Raw genomic sequence first — 20,694 nt, forward strand, 5'->3', positions numbered from 1 at the left:
AATCACCCGTAAGGACACCCATGAACAAATTTTCGATCCTGCCCGGTCACCCGTCGTCACCGGTGATCCTGCACGTCCCTCACGCCTCCCGCACCATCCCACCGGAGATCCGTGAAGCGTTGCTCCTCGACGACGCTGCACTGGACACCGAACTCGACGAGGCCACCGACACCGGCACCGACCTGATCGCCACACTCGGCGCCGACTACGCCCACATGCGGCCCTGGGTCGTGTGCAATGCCTACTCCCGGCTGGTCGTCGATCCGGAACGGTTCCCCGACGACTCCGAACCCGCTGCCGCGTACGGCCGCGGCGCCGTCTACACCCGCACCTGCACCGGCACACTCCTGCGTCAGGAACCCCTGACCAACGCCGACGCTCTGCTCGACACGTATTTCCGGCCCTACGCCACCGCCGTCTCCGAACTCGTCACCGACCGCATCACAGCCAGTGGACGTGCAGTGATCATCGACGTGCACTCCTACCCGCCGCATCCCTCCGGATTCAAAGACCCCACCCTGACTCGGCCGGCCCTGTGCCTCGGCACCGATCCGATCCATACGACCGACTGGTTGAACGCTGCCGCCCGCCGCGCCTTCCACCCTCTCGGCGACATTGTCGAAAACGAGCCCTACGCGGGGTGCTACGTGCCACTCGACCGCTACGGGCACGACCAGCGCGTCGCCGCAGTCATGATCGAACTACGCCGCGACACCTACCTCCCCGGCCACGGCCACGAGCCTGGCCCGGACGCTGTCGCGCAGATCGGCACCTACCTGGCCGCGCTCGTCGACACCGCCGCGGAGGTCGACGCGGATGTGTAAACCCAACCCGGACCACGCTGCACCCCACACATGCGCACCCGCCTCACCCGCGCCGCCGCGCGCCTGGCCACCGCCCGCCACGACCTCGACGAACACCCCGAACACGTCCACCTCCAGCAACGCCTCACCAAAGCCGAAACCGACCGCGCCAAGATCCAAGCCCTGTACGACGCCACACCCGGCGGACAACGAGAACTGCAGGCAGCGATCCAAACCGAACCCGACACAACTGCACTCAGCGGACTCGCGAACCGTCTGAGCATCGGCGAACGACTACGCGCCGAGCAAACCGACGCCCTGCGCCGAACCCAGGAAGCTCGGGACAATGATCGAAACCAAGGAGCCCACAGCCATGACCGACAAGGAACCGATGATTCAGCAACGCCGCGAGGCATTCTGGCGGACATACGGATGGACCCCGGACCTGCTGGAGACCGAACGCCGGAAGATCGAGGAGTACTGGACCGACGCGGAGATCGAGGAAGCGCAGCACCTCGGCTTCTGATCGGCGACCGCACCGTCGAACCTGTCGCCGTCCCACCACCTGACCGACGAGGTACGGACCGATCTCCAGGCACGCGGTTTGTCCAGCCCGGAGATGTACGAACTGCATCCTTCAGATGCAGACCTGTACCGGCAACAGATGACCGCGCTGACCAAGAACAACCCGTTCGCCGCATCGGTCTACGTCTACGACGAAGAAGAATACGCACGTATGCAAATGCTGGTCACCGAGGACGTCACAGCAGGGGTCGCCCTCAAAGGCGATGAAGTCGTCTCCGTATTCGCTCACCAAGACGGGGCGCATCCCGGCGTGGCCCAGTCGATGTTGCGGCAGGCCACCGCGCTCGGCGGCCGACGGTTGGACTGCTTCGACACGGTCTTGCCCAAGCTCTACGCCGATGCAGGATTCGTGCCCGTCGCCCGTCTGACCTGGAACGACGACTACGCGCCGGACGGCTGGAACTACGAGACGTATCGTCGGTACAACAACGGTCGGCCGGACGTGGTGTTCATGGCATACGACCCCAGTGCCGTCGGCTCGCTCTATGAACGAGGTGCGGGGAAGTACGTCACCGACTACGACGACGGAATCGCCAAGACCCAGGCGTACCAAGCCGCGTCGGTCGGGAATTGAGCCGGGCTCAGCTGACCGCCATCTGCCCGGCGTCTACTCCACGCATCGATGTGCCCTGTGGATGGTTCCGTGTGTCTGTGCAGAGGGTCGGGCGAGCAGCAAGGTGACGACCGAAGACGCCCGAGAGAGACGGTGCGCAAATTGCCATTTACGCAGCTATCCCCGCGAACCCCCAGCTGAGCGTGTTTTTGTGTATCGAGACGGTGTCTGTCCTCGCTCAGTGTTTCTGTCAGAATTCCACCGAAGGTGCTGCATGGCCCGCGACACGCCCTCACAAAGTTGTCGGACTTCGGAGCTCTGCGCTTCTACCCTGCGAGAAAGCCGGTCCCCTGCCGCGGCGCCGCGTCACCGGCCGCGTTCGCCCGGTCCGCGGGTGTCCGTCGTTCACGGGGTAGAGAAGTTTCACCAGGCGATGGTGGTGTGCCACCACGCACCGTCACGTGGCGTTCGAGTCGGGGGTGGAGCGGGACTTCCTCCTCGACGCGGATCTCGATTCCCGGGTCTGGGGGATCGCCGCGCCACCTTGCCTTCCTACGAGGCGGATTCGACGATATGCGACATCTATCCTGAACGACCGTCCCTACCCTCGCTCAAGTTAGTTGTTGCACCGCAGGTCAGAACCTTGCTCTCCGACAACTACTTTGAGCGAGGACAGTGTCGGAGGCCTCCGGTACCGTTCCCACCCGTGGATCTCGAGACGAACGACGCAGGAGACGGGCAGATCGTGGTGCCCGGGGCCCCTGTGGGGCCCGCGGTGCCGGACCTCGCCCCGGCCACCGCGGACCGGATCGCGGAGTCGGTGGCGTCGGCGCGGGCCGCCGGCACCCGCCGCACCTACGCCTCGGCGTGGCGGGCCTTCACCACCTGGTGCGCGCGCGAAGGCCACACCGCGGTGCCGGCGCACCCGGTCACCGTCGCCGCCTACCTCGTGGCGTGCGCCGACACCGTCACCGAGGCGGGGGAGCGGGCCTACGCCCCGGCCACCCTGGCGCACCGCCTCGCCGCGATCGCCCACCACCACCGCCAGAGCGGACACCCGGCTCCCACCGGCGACGACCTGGTCAAAGCGACGATGTCCGGGATCCGCCGCGGCTACGCCACCGCCGGGGAGCGGCCCCGCAGCCCGCGGGCGCCGCTGCTCACCGCCGATGTCCTCGCCATTGTCGACAAGGCCCGCGCCGACTGCCGGGGCTGGGCCGACGAGGTGGTCGAACGCCGCGACACCGCCCTCCTCCTGCTCGGCTTCGCCGGGGCGTTCCGCCGCAGCGAACTCGTCGCCCTCACCTGTGGGGATGTGGCGTTGCACCGGCTCGACGGCCTGCACATCAAACTCCGCAAGACCAAGACCGACCAGGAGGGCCGCGGCACCATCCGGGCCCTGCCCTTCACCCACAGCCACACCAGCTGCCCGCCGTGCGCGTGGACGCGGTGGGCGCAGATCGTCGCCGCCCACGACGCGGGTGGTCGGCCCGGAGTGATCCGGCTGCTCCGCAGCGCGGAGCCGTTCGCGGCGCACGTGTGCCGCGGCCCCCGCCCCCGCGCCACGTCCGGCGCGCCGTTGCTGCGCGCGATCCGCCGCAACGGCAACCTCTCCGAGACGGCGTTGTCGGGGGCAGGCGGTCCATGCGGTAATCCGCCGCCGCGCCGAGTTGGCGGGCTACGACCCCGAACTCGTCGCCCAGCTCGGTGGGCATTCGCTGCGCGCCGGGTTCGTCACCCAGGCCTTCCGCAACGGCGCCTCCGCGCACGCGATCATGCGCCAGACCGGGCACACCACCCCCGCCATGCTCGAGGTCTACGCCCGCGAACACGCCCCCCTCATCAACAACGCCGTCACCCACCTGGGCTTGTAGCGCGATGAGCACCCCGATCGGACGACACGACGCATCCCTGGAAGACGCGCTGGGCCTGCGGATCCCGGCACGGTACCGGCACGACTGGGCCCTGTTCGCCGACTGGTGCACCGCCGCCGACCAGCCGTGCGTGCCGGCCACCCCGGAGGCGCTCGCGCTGTTCCTCCGCGAGCACCCGGCGGCGCCCGCCACCCAGCGGCAGCGGGTCTCGGCGATCAACACCGTCCACACCCGCCACGGTCACCCGGCGCCCGGCCGCAGCGAGACCGTCCGCCGCCGGCTGGACGGCGCCCGCGTCGCCCGGGCGGACCGGCTGGCCCCGCTGCTGCACCGCCGCGCCGCCGAGCTACCCACCATGGGCTGGCCGAGCGGGGTGTTCGGCCGCCGCGACGCCCTCCTGTTGACCCTGGCCGCGACCGGGATGCCGTTCACCCAGCTCACCCGATTGCGCCGCGGCGATGTCACCGTCGACGCCGGCACCCTCGTCGCCACGACCGACGGGGAGCGGTTCTGTGTGCCCCCGGAGTCCGGCAGCGGCGAGAGTCCGGCGGTGGCGGTGTACCGCAGGTGGGCGGAGATCCAGGCGTTCCTCGACGCGTACCCGAACACCGACCTGCTCGCCCAGCACCTGACCGACCCGGTCGAGGTGGAGCAGGTCGCGCTCACCGACCGGCAGGCCCGGCAACACCTGCTGACCCCGATCGACCGCTGGGGACACCTGCCGCTGATGCCGCAGCCGATGACCGCGCAGTCCATTGCCTCGATCGTGCGAGACCATCTGTCCGGCCGGGTCCCGGCTCGCGCCCAATTGCCCCTGCGCAAGCGGGGGGACCGGGATGACGCCCCGCCCATCGGGAGCGAGACTGGGATCGACCTCGATCCGCACTACTACGAACGAGGTGTTGCCGCCCGCCGCAGTGCCCACGACAACCTCGACGGTCTCACCGACGTCTTCGACGAGATCGAAGCCCGCGCCGACGCCCTGCTCGAGGAACTGCTCACCATGTTGGACGGGCTGTAGGCGTTCTGCCCTCCTGGGGGAGCGGTGCGTACTGTCCAAGAATTAGGACACCACCCCACGGGTCAAGTCCCGTGGGGTGGTGTACGACGTCGTCGCGGGACTCCTCGTCGATGGTTCAAGCGGTCCAAGGTCGGTGTCATCGATTCCCCAAGAGATCACATCGAAAAAGAGCGCCTTCTACTCGCTCCAGAGTGCGTTTGCTAGTCGGCGACCAATTGTGTTCAGGTACTTGACCTGGTCGCACGGATCCACAATTCCGCCTGCTTTGTCGTGTGCAGCAGCACCCCCGCACGTACGAGTGCGCCGAGTTGCGCTGTCGAACCCCGAACTGCCGAACGAAGTACGGCAGTTCGGGTTGCCGCGATCGAGTTGCGAGCCGCGGAGAGAATGATCGACTCCAGTATTTTGCTTTGAACTGAAGTGATAGTAGAGCACAGCCGCGGTGATGTTGAGCTGGTCGCGACACTCTTGACTGAACTGGCGTGGAATCCGCGTTGAGCGAGTTGAGCGATGTGCTGTATTGCTGACTCGACGATTGCCTGTCGGGCCGGGCTCACTACCATGCCTTCACTTCTCTTCGAATGCTCGCCTGCCTGGGTATCGTCTGCCGAACCGCCCCTGCGTCTCGTCACAGACGACTGCTCGGAAACCGTCTGGGAGCTACCGTTAACTGTGGGTGTGTAGTGGTTTACCCGCGATCGCCAGTAGAGCCTCGCCCAGAGCTTCGCCCAGTGTGGGGTGGGCATGGACGTGTTTGGCGGCGTCAGCAGCCTTGACTTCTAGATTGCACAGGAGTTGGGCTTCTCCGATCAGCTCGCTGACCCGGTCGCCGATCATGTGGACGCCAACAACGACGCCATTGGGGCCCACAACCAACTTGATAGCGCCGGACGTCTTGATGATCTGACTCTTTCCGTTGCCGACCAGGTCATACGTGACTGTCTCTACATCGTCCGAGAAAAGTGTGCGCGCAGAGGATTCACTGAGACCAACAGAAGCAATTTCCGGGTGCGAATACGTTACGCGGGGTATCCCGCTCTCATCAACAATTTCCGGTCTGCTGCCCGCAATCTCCTCGGAAACGAAGAGGCCCTGCTGAAACCCGCGGTGTGCCAGTTGTTGTCCAACGACGATATCGCCGACCGCATAGACTTGCGGCAGGCTGGTCTGTAGTCGATCGTTTGTGGCGACGAACCCATCAACCAGCCGCACGCCAGCTTCCTCAAATCCCATACGTTCGGTATTGGGTGCGCGTCCGACTGCTACAAGGACGACATCGACATCAAGGACCTCGCCGGAGTCCAGGGTTACCGAGACCTGCCGATCGTCCTGCGCGACCTCGACAACTTTCGCGCTGGTCTTGACCGCTATCTTTCGGCGCCGGAATGCCCGTTCGAGGTGCTTGCTCATCGTTTCGTCTTCATTGGGTACGAGCCGGGTCATGGCCTCAACTATGGTGACCGATGATCCGAATGATGCCCAGACGCTGGCGAATTCGACACCGATGACTCCGCCGCCGAGAATCACCGCCTTCGACGGGACCGATGTCATTTCCAACGCTGTGTCGCTGGTGATCACTCGCCCGCCTATGCCGATGCCGGGGATTTTTCTCGGGACGGAGCCCGTGGCGAGAACAATTTGCGTAGCGGTGATCACCTCGCCGTCCACCTCGACCTGGTTCGGCCCGACGAGTCGTCCACGGCCGTGGACGACGGTGATCCCGTGGCTCGCCACGAGGCTGGTCAGACCTTTGTGCAGGCGATTGACGACGGTGTTCTTGTAGTTCTGCACTTTCGTCGCGTCGATTCCACTGAACGTAGCTTCAACGCCGAATTGACTCGCAGATCGGGCGCTGTCTGCTACTTCGGCCGCGTGCAGAAGTGCTTTGGTTGGGATGCACCCTCGGTGTAGGCAGGTGCCGCCCAAGTCGCCTTCCTCGATAAGGATCACCGACTTGCCCAGCTCGGCGGACCGGATCGCGGCGGCATAGCCACCGGATCCGCCACCGAGAACGACGATATCTGCGGACGTGGGGGACATGCGGTTACTCCTGAGAAGGCGAAGCGGGAGGCGTGCGAGGTCCGGGGTCTGCCGCGGCAGCAAGTGCTTCTGCGTGCAGTCGGCCGGCACGGTACGACGAGCGAACCAATGGTCCGGACATCACACCGAGGAAGCCGAGTTTGCGGGCAATGTCGCCAAGCATGGAGAACTCGTCGGGAGTGGCCCAACGCTCGACCGGGTGGTGACGGGAAGACGGCCGAAGATATTGGGTGATGGTGATCAGCTGGCAGCCGGCGGCGTGGAGATCACCAAGCGCCTGGACTGCCTCGTCCGTAGTCTCACCCAGTCCGAGGATGAGATTGGACTTCGTGATCAGGCCTGCATGCCGCGCTCGGGTGATTACTTCCAGCGAGCGCTCATAGGCAAATCCCGGGCGAACTCGCCGGAAGACGCGAGGGACGGTTTCGACGTTGTGTGCCAGAACTTCAGGTCGGCTTGCAAACACCTCACCAAGCTGGTCGGGGTTTGCGTTGAAATCGGGGACGAGCAGCTCGACGCCAGTGCCTGGGCACAGTTCGTGGATGTTGCGGACGATTTCAGCGTAGAGCCACGCGCCTCCGTCGGGAAGGTCATCGCGCGCCACACCCGTGACGGTGGCGTAGCGCAAACCCATCGAACGGACCGTTTCAGCGACGCGACGCGGTTCGTCTCGGTCGAGTGCAGCGGGCCTGCCGGTGTCGATCTGGCAGAAGTCGCATCGGCGGGTGCACTGGTCGCCGCCGATGAGAAAGGTGGCCTCGCGATCTTCCCAACATTCGAAGATGTTGGGGCATCCGGCTTCCTGGCAGACAGTGTGGAGGTCTTCTCGTTGCACGAGTGAAGCGAGCTCGCGATATTGGGGACCGGTGCGCATGTGGACTTTCATCCACGACGGTTTGCGCTCCACCGGTGTCCTCGAGTTGCGGACCTCGAGGCGCAGCAGCCGCCGTCCGTCGGGGGCGACGGTCATTGGAGACTCCTTCAGTCAGTGCGGGGGTGTGCTGTCGCCGAGCGTCAGATTCGACTGCACGTGAACCCGGAGATCGGGGTGGACAACTGTTGCACGCGAGGTTGCCTAGACGCATCGAGCCGTGTGCGGTCGCGAGCTGTTCCGTAGCAGGATGCCAAACGTTGGGCATCGAGTGCAAGCGTCCTCATGGGGACTTCCGGCTGTCTTGGATCCGGGGGGCGACAACACGAGGAAGTCTGTGTATGTTTGCCGCATCACAACTGAATCTGCCGATGACGCGCAGCGGGAGAACCTCCGTCGTGGAGGCGCCGTAGGAGCAACGTCCTCCCCGGGAATCTCTCAGGCCCCAGTACCGCAGCGCAGAGGCAACTCTGGAGAACAGGACCGGTCGCACAGCCGGGACTTACCGAAGGTGTAGAGCACGCGGTTTGCGTGCCCAGACTCTCAGGTTCAAGGACAGAGCGGGGAGGTGTCCCAGTCGTTGTCGGGTGCGGTCCCGGCATCACCGAAACCGGAGTCACCTCGTGCGTGATCACCCCCGTCCCAGCAGTCTCCCGTATGTCGGCGAGTTCCCGGCCCGCCACATCGGGCCGCGGCCCTCGGCAACCCGCCACATGCTCGAGGCACTCGGCTACGACGACCTCGATTCGCTCATCGATTCAGCCGTGCCCGCGCAGATCCGCAGCAGCAGGGTGCTGGATCTGCCTGATGCGCGCAGTGAGCAGCAGATTCTCGCCGATCTGCGTGTACTGGCCGATCGCAACGAGACTCGCGTGCAGATGATCGGACTCGGGTACCACGACACCGTGACCCCCGCGGTCCTGCGACGCAACATGCTCGAGTCCCCGGCCTGGTACACCGCCTACACCCCGTATCAACCGGAAATCTCCCAGGGTCGTCTCGAAGCTCTGTTGACCTTCCAGACGATGATCGAGGACCTCACGGCGCTGCCTCTGGCAGGCGCATCGCTGCTGGACGAAGCGACCGCGGTGATGGAAGCCGTGCTCTTGATGCGGCGGGCAAACAAAGCCAAGACATCGACGCTGCGGGTGGTCGTCGATGCTGAGATCCTGCCGCAGACTTTGGCGGTCGTCCGCGGACGCGCGAGACCGGTCGGTATCGAGGTCGAGGTGGTAGACCTCGCGGCGGGCCTACCGGAGGGCGACTTCTTCGGTCTCGTACTTCAAGCACCGGGAGCCAGTGGCGTGGTGCGCAACCTCGTACCCTTGATCGCTGAGGCAAAGGCGCGGGGCGCTTTGACCACGGTGGCCGCCGACCTTCTGTCGCTGACCCTGCTGGTTCCGCCCGGTGAGCAGGGCGCCGATATCGCGGTCGGCTCTGCCCAGAGGTTCGGCGTGCCGCTGTTCTTCGGAGGTCCGCACGCCGGGTACATGGCGGTTCGCGACGGTCTGGAAAGGATGCTCCCGGGCCGACTGGTCGGGGTCTCCGTCGACACCGACGGCAATCCCGCCTACCGGCTCGCCCTGCAGACCCGCGAGCAGCACATCCGCCGCGACAAGGCGACCAGCAACATCTGCACAGCCCAGGCGCTGCTGGCCAACGTCGCCGCGATGTACGCGGTGTACCACGGCCCGGACGGACTGCGGACCATCGCCGAGCGAGCCCACGGACACGCAGCAGTACTCGCGGCGGGACTGCGTGAAGCGGGACTGCACGTTGTCCACGACAGCTTCTTCGACACGGTGCTGGTGCGCGTGCCCACTGCTGCTCGACAGATCGTCGACCACGCAGACAGAGGCGGTATCAACCTGCGGCTCGTCGACAGCGATCATGTCGCCATCGCCTGCGACGAGTGCACCACCGACGACATCGTCTCTCGCGTTCTGGCTGTGTTCGACGCCGACGTACCGAGCATCGCTCAGTCCGGGCTGGATGCCGCCCTGTTGCGCACCACGAACTATCTGCTGCATGAGGTCTTCCACGCGCATCGGTCCGAGACCTCGATGCTCCGTTACCTGCGCGCACTCTCCGACAAGGACCTCGCGCTCGACCGGACGATGATCCCACTCGGCTCGTGCACGATGAAGCTGAACTCGGCGGTGGAGATGGAGCCGATCAGCTGGCCCGGATTTGCCTCGATCCATCCGTACGCCCCCGTCGAACAGACCAGGGGTTATCTGCAACTGATCCTCGGACTGGAGCGATGGTTGTGCGAGATCACCGGCTACGACCGGGTATCGCTGCAGCCCAATGCCGGATCGCAGGGCGAGCTCGCCGGCCTCCTCGCAATCAACGGCTACCACGAGAGCCGCGGCGATCTCGATCGCGATATCTGCCTCATCCCGCAGTCCGCGCACGGTACCAATGCCGCGTCCGCCGTCCTCGCGGGGATGCGGGTGGTCGTCGTCGCGACGGCGGAGAACGGCAACATCGACATCAGGGACCTTCGTGCGAAGATCGCTGAGCACGAAGGTCGGATCGCGGCAATTATGCTTACCTATCCGTCCACGCACGGGGTGTACGAGATCGACGTGCGCACCGTCTGCGACCTGGTGCACGACGCCGGCGGTCAGGTCTATGTCGACGGCGCCAACCTCAACGCCCTCGTCGGACTCGCTCAGCCGGGACAGTTCGGGGGCGACGTCTCGCACCTGAACCTGCACAAGACCTTCTGCATCCCCCACGGTGGCGGCGGGCCGGGTGTGGGCCCTGTGGCGGTGCGGCGGCATCTCGCGCCGTTCCTTCCGGGCAATCCGCTGGGCGCCGACAGGCTCGGCGCCCCAGTCTCGGCTGCCAACTATGGCTCCGCTGGCATTCTCCCGATCACGTGGGCGTACATCGCGCTGATGGGGCCAGACGGGCTGACCGAGGCCACCAAGAACGCGGTCCTGGCCGCCAACTACGTCGCCAATGCCCTCAACGAGCACTTCCCCGTGCTCTACACGGGTCCGTCCGGGCTGGTCGCGCACGAGTGCATCCTCGACCTGCGCGCGCTCACCAAGTCCACCGGTGTGACCGCCGAGGATGTGGCAAAACGGTTGATCGATTACGGCTTCCACGCCCCGACTCTGTCGTTCCCCGTGAACGGCACCCTCATGGTGGAGCCGACTGAATCCGAGGACCTCGCTGAACTCGACCGGTTCATCGAGGCGATGGTCGCTATCCGCCGTGAGATCGACCTCGTCGGCGACGGGGTGTGGCCCCTCGAACGCAGTCCGCTGCGCCAGGCCCCGCACACCGCCGAGCAGGTGACAGCGGACTCCTGGGACTTGCCGTACCCGCGACACACGGCCGCCTACCCTGTCGCCTCCCTGCACAAGGGGAAGTACTGGCCGCCGGTCCGGCGTATCGACGGTGTCCACGGCGACCGCAATCTCGTCTGCTCGTGCCCTGCGCCCGAGGCGTTCGAGACCAACACCGACACTGCGCCGAAGCAGGAGGCCTACGCATGACCACCGCCGTGACCCCCGTGTCCCCGCTGCTCGACGAGCACACGGCACTCGGTGCCCACTTCACTGATTTCGCCGGGTGGCAGATGCCGCTCAAGTACGACAGCGAACTCGCCGAACACCGGGCAGTTCGCACCACCGCGGGCTTGTTCGACCTCTCGCACATGGGCGAGATCGAAATCGCCGGCACCGGTGCGGGAGCTCTGCTCGACCACGCACTGGCCGGGGAGCTGTCGACGATCGGCGTCGGCCGCGCCAAGTACTCGCTGCTGTGCAACCGCGACGGCGGCGTGATTGACGACCTCGTCGTCTACCGACTCGCCGACGACCACTTCCTCGTCGTCGCCAACGCCGCCAACGCGCCGACCGTGTTCGATGAACTGCATTCGCGAGCAGAAGGTTTCGATGTCTCGGTTGCCGACCGGTCGACCATGACCGCTCTGATCGCCGTACAGGGGCCGGCGTCGCAGGACATCGTCACCGCGCTTGTCCCGGACGCGCAGGCTGCACTCGTCGCGAACCTGAAGTACTACGCGGCAACACCTGCCGAGGTCGCAGGCCTCCAGGTGCTGCTTGCCCGGACCGGTTACACCGGCGAAGACGGCTTCGAGCTGTACGTGCCGAACGCACATGCAGTGCAGTTGTGGCGAGCGCTCCTTGCCGTCACCACCGAACGCGGTGGCGTTCCCGCCGGGCTCGCGTGCCGCGACACACTCCGCCTTGAGGCCGGGATGGCGCTCTACGGACATGAGCTCACCCTCGACACCAACCCGTACGAAGCGGGTCTCGGCCGGGTCGTCCGCCTCCACAAGAACTTCGTCGGCCGCGACGCGCTGCAGACGTTGTCGGAGCAGCCGCCACGCCGCGCGCTCGTCGGCCTCACCGGCACCGGACGCCGCGCCGCCCGCGCCGAGTACACCGTCTACGACGCCGCGGGCACGACACCGATCGGCACCGTCACCTCCGGCGCACTGTCACCGACCCTCGGGCATCCGATCGCACTCGCCTACGTAGACCTCGCGCACAGCGAACCCGGTACCGAGCTCACCGTCGACATCCGCGGCAAGAAGGAACTCTTCACCGTCACCCCGGCGCCGTTCTACCGCCGCTCCTGATCCGCGCCGATTCGCCCGGCACGTTCCCTCAGCCACCGCTTCGACAACGAAGCCCCGAACCACTAGGTGTACCCATGCCATCCCACGCCATTCCCAACGACCGCAGCTACACCACCGACCACGAATGGGTCGCCATCGCGCCCGGTGACCAGCTGCCCGACAGCCCGGTCCGCGTCGGCATCACCTCGATCGCCGTCGACTCGCTCGGCGAACTCGTCTTCGTGGACCTGCCCGAGGTGGGATCGACGATCGTCGCCGGCGAACCCTGCGGCGAGGTCGAATCGACCAAGACCGTCTCCGAGCTGTACCCGCCGGTCAGCGGTCGTGTCACCGTGATCAACACCGCCGCAGTCGACAACCCCGAGCTCGTCACTGCTGACCCCTACGGCGAAGGCTGGCTGTTCGCCGTCCAGCCCACCGACGCCGGTGAACTGCTCACCGCCGCCGAGTACGCCGAACAGAACGGAGTCAACGCATGAATGTCCTCGATCAGCGCCTCGTCGACTTCGACCCCGAGGTCGCGTCACTGATCGACAAGGAACTCGAGCGCCAGCGCACCGGACTCGAAATGATCGCCTCCGAGAACCACGCGCCGCTCGCGGTGATGGAGGCACAGGGTTCAATCCTGACCAACAAGTACGCCGAGGGCTACCCTGGCCGGCGATACTACGGCGGATGCGAACACGTCGACGTGATCGAACAGATCGCGATCGACCGCGTCAAAGCCCTCTTCGATGCCGAGTTCGCGAACGTCCAACCGCATTCCGGGGCCACGGCGAACGCATCGGTGATGCACGCCCTGATCAAGCCCGGCGACACCATCCTCGGGCTGTCCCTCGACGCGGGGGGGCATCTCACACACGGAATGCGGCTGAACTTCTCCGGGAAACTGTACAACGTCGCCGCCTACGGGGTATCGGAGCGGGATCACCTCATCGAGATGGATACCGTCGCTGCGGCAGCGCGGGAACACCGTCCCGCGCTGATCATCGCCGGGTGGTCCGCCTACCCGCGCCACCTCGACTTCGCGCGCTTCCGCGAGATCGCCGACGAGGTCGGCGCGTACCTGATGGTCGACATGGCGCACTTCGCGGGACTGGTCGCCGCGGGACTGCACCCCTCGCCGGTGCCGCACGCGCACGTCGTGACTTCGACCACCCACAAGACGCTCGGCGGCCCGCGCGGTGGCATCATCCTCACGAACGACGCCGCCATCGCCAAGAAGATCAACTCCGCGGTGTTTCCCGGACAGCAAGGCGGCCCGCTCGAGCATGTGATCGCCGGCAAGGCGACAGCGTTCAAGATGGCCTCCGAGCCCGAGTTCGCGCTGCGTCAGCAGCGCGTACTCGACGGGGCGGCAGTGCTCGCAGAGCGACTCAGTCTGCCCGACGTCAAGGAAGCCGGTATCAGCGTCCTCACCGGTGGCACCGACGTACACCTCGTCCTCGTCGACCTACGCCACGCGGCAATCAATGGGCAGCAGGCGGAGGACCGCCTCGATGCGGTCGGTATCACCGTCAACCGCAACGCCGTACCGTTCGACCCACGGCCGCCGATGATCACCTCCGGACTGCGGATCGGAACCCCCGCACTCGCAGCGCGCGGTTTCGGACGGAAAGACTTCGAGGTGGTCGCCGACGTCATCGCACGCGCTCTCACCGCGGACACCAATGCTCCTACATCAGCACTCCTCACGACTGTCCGTGCTCTCGCCGACCGATACTCGCTCTACCCAAGGCTGTAATCGCATGACGATCAGTGTGTTCGACCTGTTCTCGGTGGGCATCGGTCCGTCGAGCTCACACACCGTCGGACCGATGCGGGCCGGGAGCAGGTTCGTCACCGATCTCGAACGAGCCGGCCAGCTCCCCGACGTCGCCAGTGTTCGCGTGGACCTCTACGGATCACTCGCGGCCACCGGCGCGGGGCACGGCACAATGCCCGCCGTCCTCCTCGGCCTCGAGGGCTTTCACCCCGAGACAATCGAAACCGACACCATGGACCGCAGGCTCGCCGAGATCAGAGCCTCCCGCCGGATCCAGCTCGGTGGGGTGGTGAACGTCCCACTCGCCGAGGACGAGATAGTTCTGCATCCACTGACGTTCCTCGACCTCCATCCCAACGCCCTAACGCTAACCGCCACCGGCGTCGACGGCCGCGAGCTTGATGCGAAGACCTACTACTCCATCGGCGGCGGATTCGTCGTCACCGAAGGCGAGGAGGAATCCGAGTCACACACAGAAGTCAACGAATTCGCCTTCGGCTCGGGGCGCGAACTGCTCGACCTCACCAACCACTTCGGCATCACGATCAGTGACCTCATGCTCGCGCACGAGTGCGTCCACCGCAGCGAACGCCACGTCCGGGAACAACTGCTACACATCCGCGACGTCATGGTCGCCTGCGAGCGGCGAGGGATCACCCGTGACGGGTATCTCCCCGGCGGCCTCCAGGTCCGCCGCCGCGCGAAAGACTGGTTTGAGCGACTCGACGCCGAGGACCCGAACCGCGACCCCGAGTTCGCCGAAGACTGGGTAAATCTGGTTGCACTGGCCGTCAACGAGGAGAACGCCTCCGGCGGCCGGATCGTCACCGCCCCGACCAACGGTGCCGCCGGGATCATCCCCGCCGTTCTGCACTACGCGGTGCACTACACGCCGGCGGGCAGGGCAGACCCGGACGGGACCACGATCCGATTCCTGCTGGCCGCGGGTGCCATCGGCTCGCTGTACAAGGAACGGGCCTCGATCTCCGGTGCGGAGGTCGGCTGCCAGGGCGAAGTCGGTTCCGCCGCGTCCATGGCGGCCGCGGGACTCGCGGAGATCCTCGGTGGCACACCCGAGCAGGTCGAGAACTCGGCGGAGATCGCCATGGAGCACAGTCTCGGCCTCACCTGTGATCCGATCGGTGGGCTGGTTCAGATCCCGTGTATCGAACGCAACGCCATCTCCGCCGGCAAAGCGATCAATGCAGCCCGGATGGCACTTCGGGGAGACGGAAGCCACCGCGTGAGTCTCGACCAGGTGATCGAGACGATGCGGTCCACCGGATCCGACATGAGTTCGAAGTACAAGGAGACGTCGACCGGTGGGCTGGCCGTCAACGTCTCGGTGAACCTGGTCGAGTGTTGACCACTCTGCACAACGAAGGAGTCGACATGGCTGCCAACGCACCCGCCAGTGTGACCGGCACTGCGCGTATCAAGCGCGGCATGGCCGAGATGCTCAAGAGCGGGGTCATCATGGACGTGGTGACGCCGGAGCAGGCCAAGATCGCCGAGGATGCAGATGCGGTCGCCGGCATGGCGCTCGAGCGCGTCCCGGCCGACATCCGCGCACAGGGCGGCGTCTCCCTGACGTCGGATCCGGACATGATCGACGGCATCATCTGCGCGGTGTCGATCCCGGTGATGGCGAAGGCGCGGATCGGTCACTTCGTGGAGGCGCAGATCCTGCAGTCCCTCGGCGTCGACTACATCGACGAGTCCGAGGTACTCGCCCCGGCCGACTACGCGAACCACATCGGCAAGTGGAAGCTCACCGTGCCGTTCGTGTGCGGTGCGACGAACCTGGGTGAGGCGCTGCGCCGGATCACCGAGGGTGCGGCCATGATCCGGTCGAAGGGCGAAGCAGGCACCGATGACTTGTCCAACGCGACCACCCACATGCGCACCCTGGGGGCGGAGATCCGCCGGCTCAGGTCGATGAGCGAGGACGAGCTGTACGTCGCGGCGAAGGAGCTGCAGGCGCCGTACCAGCTGGTCTTGGAGGTCGCGAAGGAGGGCAAGCTGCCGGTCACGCTGTTCACCGCGGGCGGTATCGCCACCCCGCGGACGCGGCGATGATGATGCAACTCGGCGCCGAAGGCGTGTTCGTCGGGTCCGGCATCTTCAAGTCGGGCAACCCGGCCCAGCGCGCGGCGGCGATCGTCAAGGCCACCACCTTCTACGACGACCCGGACGTGCTCGCGAAGGTCTCCCGCGGGCTGGGCGAGGCGATGGTCGGCCTCAACGTCGACGAGATCCCGCAGCCGCACCGCCTCGCCGAACGCGGCTGGTAAGCGAGACATTGAACGAACCACAGCTGTGCAGCGTGCCGGTGTCACCTGTACGGCGCTCGACATACGCCTTGCACTACCTCGCACACACCTAAGGAACTGCCATGACGACCGACCTGGATTCCAGCGCGAAACTGCGCCCGGACCTTGATTGCGCTCCTCCGCACACCAGGCCCCGACCCTCCGGCACATCACGCGAGGAGGAGACCCCAGACACGCTTTCCGGACCCCTCGCGGACGCCAGGGCGCAGTTGGCCGATGCGATCGAGATCCTCGGCCTCGATGACGGCGTCTACTCGATGCTGGCGCATCCGAGACGCGAAATGACCGTCAGCGTGCCGCTTCGCCGCGACGACGGGGAGATCGAGCTCCTGGTCGGACACCGTGTGCAGCACAATGTCTCTCGCGGACCCGGTAAGGGCGGATTGCGGTACAGCAAGGATGTCACGCTCGACGAGGTGCGTGCCCTGGCCATGTGGATGACGTGGAAGTGTGCGCTGGTCGACGTGCCCTATGGTGGAGCGAAGGGCGGAGTGCGCTTCGATCCCAAGCTCTACTCGCGTGACGAGGTCCAGCGGGTCACGCGCAGGTACACCAGTGAGATCATTCCGATCATCGGCCCCACCCAGGACATTCCGGCTCCCGACATGGGGACCGACGAACAGGTCATGGCGTGGATGATGGATACCTATTCCGCCAGCCTGGGGCATACCGTGCTGGGTGTCACCACGGGTAAACCACTCGAGCTCGGCGGCTCGCTCGGTCGACCGACGGCGACATCGCTGGGGGTTGCGCATGTGGCGTTGGCCGCTCTGAGCTACCTGGGCAGACGACCGAGCGGAACCACAGTCGCAGTCCAGGGCTTCGGAAAGGTCGGACGCGGAGCGGCCCGCTTCCTCCGGGAGGCCGGCGTCAAGGTGGTCGCGGTCTGCGACGAGTACGGTGCCGTCTTCAACGCTGATGGTCTGTGCCTACCCGAGCTCGAGGCGCACTCAGCAGCCACTGGATCTGTGCTCGGGTTCAAGGGCGGCGAGGAGCTGGAGAACAGCGACGCGCTGTTGTATCTCGATGTGGACGTGCTCGTCCCCGCCGCCATCGAGGGGGTTCTGCACGCCGGGAACGCTGATCGCGTGCGTGCCTCGCTCATCGTGGAAGGGGCAAACGGTCCGACTACACCGGCCGCCGACGAGATCTTCCGGGCGGCCGGCACGTTGGTGATCCCCGACATTCTCGCCAACGCAGGAGGTGTCATCGTTTCCTACTTCGAATGGGTGCAGGCAAACCAAGCATATTGGTGGAGCCAGACCGACGTCGAGAACCGTCTCCGTGAACGGATGGAACGCGCATGGAACCGCGTACTCGAATACGCGGCACTCCACGATATTTCACTACGAAGCGCGGCGACGGTGCTCGCAGTGGACACCGTGACAACCGCCCACCTGACCCGAGGTCTGTATCCATGACGGTCGATGTCGATGACTGTGCATGAACGGCAAATCCGATGACGAGAAGGACAGGCGGAAGATGGCGAATGAGGATCGGGTCCGCACCGATGTCGACGAAGCGGGCGTCGCCGTCGTCACCATGACGCGAGCCGAACACCACAACGCATTGGACGATGCCATGATCTCGGCCCTTCTGAAGTGCTCCGAGACACTGCAGGACGATCCACGGGTACGTGCAGTGGTTCTCCGCGGAGAAGGCGAGAGCTTCTGCGCCGGGCTGGACGTGAAGCACTACCTACAGAACCCCGACAGGATCGAAAATCTGCTGGTCCGTGGGTCGGGCGAGAAAGCGAACTCCGCGCAGCGCGTGTCTTACGACTGGCATCTACTGCCGGTACCGGTTATCGCTGCTATCACCGGAAACTGCTTCGGCGGAGGGCTCCAGTTGGCCCTAGGTGCCGACATCCGCGTCGCAGCGCCCGAGTCCAGGCTTTCCATCATGGAGATCCGGTGGGGACTCGTTCCCGACATGGGGATCACTCAGTCGCTGCCCCAGCTGGTGGGCATCGACGTCGCCAAGGATCTGACCTTTACCGGTCGCATTCTGTCCGGGCATGAGGCACGGGAGCTGCGGCTGGTAACGCATACCGCCGACGATCCCACTGCTTATGCCATGGAGCTCGCGCGGAACATTGCCGCCCGACCGCCGAAGGCCGTGCGTGCGGCGAAACAGCTCTACAACGAGTCGTGGCACGCGGACACTGCCACGGGGCTCAGACTTGAGACGTCGCTTCAACGGGATCTCCTGCTCGACTTCGATTCCAGGGTCTGAATTCGGCACCTTGTGCGGGAGGACATGCATCCGTATCGTGATGCCAAACGTTTGGCTTCGTCATACAGAATTGCCGCGGCGGCGCCCGGTCTGCCGATCCGCCACACGGAGCAGCTACTCATGACCGACTCATGCAGAGGGGACTACCGACCCATGGCTCACTACAAGAGCAACGTTCGTGACCTCGAGTTCAACCTTTTCGAGGTCCTCAACCTCGAAAAGGTCCTGGGCGCAGGCGCCTACGAGGACTTCGACCGAGAGACCGTGTCGGACATTCTGCACGAAGTCAGCCGGCTGGCCGAAGGCCCCGTTGCCGAGTCGTTCGAGGACGCCGACCGGGCGCCGACGACCTTCGACGTCGAGGCCAACTCGGTAGTCATCCCGAAGTCTCTGGCCGAGGTGGTGCGCACCGTCAAGGAGTCCGGGTGGGCCGAGTTGGGACTGCCGGCAGACATGGGCGGATCCTCGGCTCCGGCGGTGGTGGTCTGGGCTGTGAACGAGATGCTGTCCTCAGCAAATGCACCCCTGACCTTCTTCAACTTTTCAGCAGTGATCGCACAGGTCATGTTCGAGTTCGGCACCGAGCAGCAACGGCACTGGGCCAAAGCCGGCCTGGAGCGTGGCTGGTCCGGGACCATGGTCCTAACCGAGCCGGATGCCGGCTCGGACGTCGGGGCGGGCCGGACGAAGGCCGTGGCACAACCGGACGGGACCTGGCACATCGAGGGCGTGAAGCGATTCATCACGAACGGCGATGTCGGCGACACCGCCGAGAACGTGTTCCATCTGGTGCTCGCGCGCCCGGAGGGCGCAAGACCGGGCACCAAGGGATTGAGCCTGTTCTATGTGCCCAAGTGGCGCTTCGACCCGGTGACACTGGATCTCGGGGAGCGGAACGGCGTCTTCGTCACCGGTGTCGAGAAGAAGATGGGCATCAAGTCTTCGCCCACGTGTGAGCTGACCTTCGGAGGAACCCACGTTCCCGCTGTCGGGTGGCTCGTCGGTGACGTACACGACGGTATCGCCCAGATGTTCAAGGTCATCGAAAGTGCACGCATGACCGTGGGCACGAAGGCCATCGGAACTCTCTCGACCGGGTATCTGAATGCCCTGGCCTACGCGAGGGAACGCGTACAGGGGGTGGACCTCACCGAAATGCGGAACCCCACCGCCCCGCGTGTGACCATCGACCGCCACCCGGCCATTCGTCACAGCCTTGCCCTGCAAAAGGCGTACGCCGAGGGCCTGCGTGCGGTGTACCTCTACACCGCAGCCCACCAGGATCCCGAGATCGCGGCCACGGTCTCCGGCGCCGACGCGGATGTAGCGCGACGCGTGAACGATCTACTCCTCCCGATCGTCAAGGGTGTCGGCTCGGAACGTGCATGCGAGATGCTCACACGAGGACTCCAGGTGTTCGGGGGTTCCGGCTTTCTCCAAGACTACCCGCTCGAACAGTACCTACGTGACAGCATCATCGACACGCTCTACGAAGGCACGACGCCGATCCAAGCCCAGGACTTCCTGTTCCGAAAGATTTTGCGAGACAAGAAGGTCGCCCTCTCGCACGTGGCCGACGAGATCGAGCGGTTCGTCAACGAAACGCCGGGGGAGCGGCGTCGCGAGCGTGCACTGCTCACGGGCGCGCTCGACGACATCCGCGATATGATCGACGCTTTCGAGCGCTATGTCGACGGCTCCGACGATGCGCGTGAGATCTACAAGGCGGGACTCGGCGCGTGCCGGTTGCTCGACGCGGTCGGTGACCTGCTTGTCGGGTGGCGGTTGCTCGTGCAGGCGGAGGTTGCGTCGACTGCTCTGGCCGGCGATCCGACCGGCGCCGACGCCTCCTTCTACCGTGGGAAGGTTGCAATAGCGTCCTACTTCGCCAGGACCGTACTTCCACGGACCGCGGCGACGAAGCAGTCGGTGCTCGACCTTGACCTGGAGATCATGGATCTCGACGCCGCCGCATTCTGATGACCGCGGG

At 65.5% G+C, this 20,694-nt stretch carries 14 protein-coding genes, 2 pseudogenes and 1 riboswitch; of the genes and pseudogenes, 14 read left to right on the top strand and 2 right to left on the bottom strand.

Features of this window, described 5'->3' with window-relative positions:
* The first annotated feature begins 20 nt into the window (after positions 1–20).
* The 5 genes and pseudogenes from G6038_RS09280 (at position 21) to G6038_RS09300 (ending at position 4,836) form a co-directional block, all read left to right on the top strand.
* Entirely contained in the window at positions 21–824 is an 804-nt protein-coding gene (locus tag G6038_RS09280; RefSeq protein WP_165037394.1) for an N-formylglutamate amidohydrolase, read from the top strand.
* Between the two features lie 352 nt (positions 825–1,176).
* Positions 1,177–1,329: a hypothetical protein gene (locus tag G6038_RS09285; protein WP_240918371.1), complete on the top strand. Its 153-nt coding sequence runs from the start codon at positions 1,177–1,179 to the stop codon at positions 1,327–1,329.
* Between the two features lie 138 nt (positions 1,330–1,467).
* The gene (locus tag G6038_RS09290; protein ID WP_165037396.1) at positions 1,468–1,962 is read left to right on the top strand and encodes a hypothetical protein; all 495 of its coding nucleotides are present in this window, start codon (positions 1,468–1,470) and stop codon (positions 1,960–1,962) included.
* A gap of 685 nt (positions 1,963–2,647) precedes the next feature.
* Positions 2,648–3,815, top strand: a pseudogene (locus tag G6038_RS09295) (site-specific integrase).
* Between the two features lie 4 nt (positions 3,816–3,819).
* Entirely contained in the window at positions 3,820–4,836 is a 1,017-nt protein-coding gene (locus G6038_RS09300) for a hypothetical protein (RefSeq protein ID WP_165037397.1), read from the top strand.
* Positions 4,837–5,502: 666 nt separating this feature from the next.
* On the opposite strand, the gene lpdA is transcribed toward G6038_RS09300, so the two are convergent.
* A complete protein-coding gene (gene lpdA / locus G6038_RS09305; RefSeq protein ID WP_165037398.1) occupies positions 5,503–6,876 on the bottom strand; it encodes a dihydrolipoyl dehydrogenase in 1,374 nt (457 codons plus the stop codon).
* A gap of 4 nt (positions 6,877–6,880) precedes the next feature.
* A complete protein-coding gene (lipA, locus tag G6038_RS09310) occupies positions 6,881–7,846 on the bottom strand; it encodes a lipoyl synthase (protein WP_165037399.1) in 966 nt (321 codons plus the stop codon).
* 273 nt (positions 7,847–8,119) lie between these two features.
* A riboswitch (glycine riboswitch) is annotated at positions 8,120–8,211 on the top strand.
* A 159-nt stretch (positions 8,212–8,370) separates the two neighbouring features.
* Between lipA and gcvP the strand changes: the two genes are divergently transcribed.
* The 9 genes and pseudogenes from gcvP (at position 8,371) to G6038_RS09355 (ending at position 20,684) form a co-directional block, all read left to right on the top strand.
* Positions 8,371–11,259, top strand: a complete 2,889-nt coding sequence (gcvP, locus tag G6038_RS09315) for an aminomethyl-transferring glycine dehydrogenase (RefSeq protein ID WP_165037400.1) — start codon at positions 8,371–8,373, stop codon at positions 11,257–11,259.
* Positions 11,256–12,371, top strand: coding sequence for a glycine cleavage system aminomethyltransferase GcvT (gene gcvT / locus G6038_RS09320; protein WP_165037401.1), 1,116 nt, complete (start codon positions 11,256–11,258; stop codon positions 12,369–12,371). The genes gcvP and gcvT overlap by 4 nt, the downstream gene beginning before the upstream one ends.
* 74 nt (positions 12,372–12,445) lie before the next feature.
* Positions 12,446–12,850, top strand: coding sequence for a glycine cleavage system protein GcvH (gcvH, locus tag G6038_RS09325; protein ID WP_165037402.1), 405 nt, complete (start codon positions 12,446–12,448; stop codon positions 12,848–12,850).
* Positions 12,847–14,115, top strand: a complete 1,269-nt coding sequence (gene glyA / locus G6038_RS09330) for a serine hydroxymethyltransferase (RefSeq protein WP_165037403.1) — start codon at positions 12,847–12,849, stop codon at positions 14,113–14,115. The genes gcvH and glyA overlap by 4 nt, the downstream gene beginning before the upstream one ends.
* A gap of 4 nt (positions 14,116–14,119) precedes the next feature.
* Entirely contained in the window at positions 14,120–15,502 is a 1,383-nt protein-coding gene (locus G6038_RS09335) for an L-serine ammonia-lyase (RefSeq protein WP_165037404.1), read from the top strand.
* Positions 15,503–15,528: 26 nt separating this feature from the next.
* Positions 15,529–16,430: pseudogene (gene pdxS / locus G6038_RS09340) on the top strand (pyridoxal 5'-phosphate synthase lyase subunit PdxS).
* A gap of 101 nt (positions 16,431–16,531) precedes the next feature.
* Positions 16,532–17,890: a Glu/Leu/Phe/Val dehydrogenase gene (locus G6038_RS09345; protein WP_165037405.1), complete on the top strand. Its 1,359-nt coding sequence runs from the start codon at positions 16,532–16,534 to the stop codon at positions 17,888–17,890.
* Between the two features lie 22 nt (positions 17,891–17,912).
* Complete coding sequence (locus G6038_RS09350) at positions 17,913–18,704, top strand: crotonase/enoyl-CoA hydratase family protein (RefSeq protein ID WP_240918372.1); 792 nt, start codon at positions 17,913–17,915, stop codon at positions 18,702–18,704.
* A gap of 153 nt (positions 18,705–18,857) precedes the next feature.
* Positions 18,858–20,684, top strand: coding sequence for an acyl-CoA dehydrogenase (locus G6038_RS09355; RefSeq protein ID WP_165037446.1), 1,827 nt, complete (start codon positions 18,858–18,860; stop codon positions 20,682–20,684).
* Positions 20,685–20,694: the final 10 nt, after the last annotated feature.

This window comes from Rhodococcus sp. 14C212 (genome assembly GCF_011058195.1).
GTDB lineage: Bacteria > Actinomycetota > Actinomycetes > Mycobacteriales > Mycobacteriaceae > Rhodococcus > Rhodococcus aetherivorans.

Coding starts and splice junctions, on each gene's coding strand:
- G6038_RS09280 (WP_165037394.1), top strand. CDS start 21: ATGAACAAATTTTCGATCCTGCCCGGTCACCCGTCGTCACCGGTGATC.
- G6038_RS09285 (WP_240918371.1), top strand. CDS start 1,177: ATGACCGACAAGGAACCGATGATTCAGCAACGCCGCGAGGCATTCTGG.
- G6038_RS09290 (WP_165037396.1), top strand. CDS start 1,468: ATGACCGCGCTGACCAAGAACAACCCGTTCGCCGCATCGGTCTACGTC.
- G6038_RS09300 (WP_165037397.1), top strand. CDS start 3,820: ATGAGCACCCCGATCGGACGACACGACGCATCCCTGGAAGACGCGCTG.
- lpdA (WP_165037398.1), bottom strand. CDS start 6,876: ATGTCCCCCACGTCCGCAGATATCGTCGTTCTCGGTGGCGGATCCGGT.
- lipA (WP_165037399.1), bottom strand. CDS start 7,846: ATGACCGTCGCCCCCGACGGACGGCGGCTGCTGCGCCTCGAGGTCCGC.
- gcvT (WP_165037401.1), top strand. CDS start 11,256: ATGACCACCGCCGTGACCCCCGTGTCCCCGCTGCTCGACGAGCACACG.
- gcvH (WP_165037402.1), top strand. CDS start 12,446: ATGCCATCCCACGCCATTCCCAACGACCGCAGCTACACCACCGACCAC.
- glyA (WP_165037403.1), top strand. CDS start 12,847: ATGAATGTCCTCGATCAGCGCCTCGTCGACTTCGACCCCGAGGTCGCG.
- G6038_RS09335 (WP_165037404.1), top strand. CDS start 14,120: ATGACGATCAGTGTGTTCGACCTGTTCTCGGTGGGCATCGGTCCGTCG.
- G6038_RS09345 (WP_165037405.1), top strand. CDS start 16,532: ATGACGACCGACCTGGATTCCAGCGCGAAACTGCGCCCGGACCTTGAT.
- G6038_RS09350 (WP_240918372.1), top strand. CDS start 17,913: ATGAACGGCAAATCCGATGACGAGAAGGACAGGCGGAAGATGGCGAAT.
- G6038_RS09355 (WP_165037446.1), top strand. CDS start 18,858: ATGGCTCACTACAAGAGCAACGTTCGTGACCTCGAGTTCAACCTTTTC.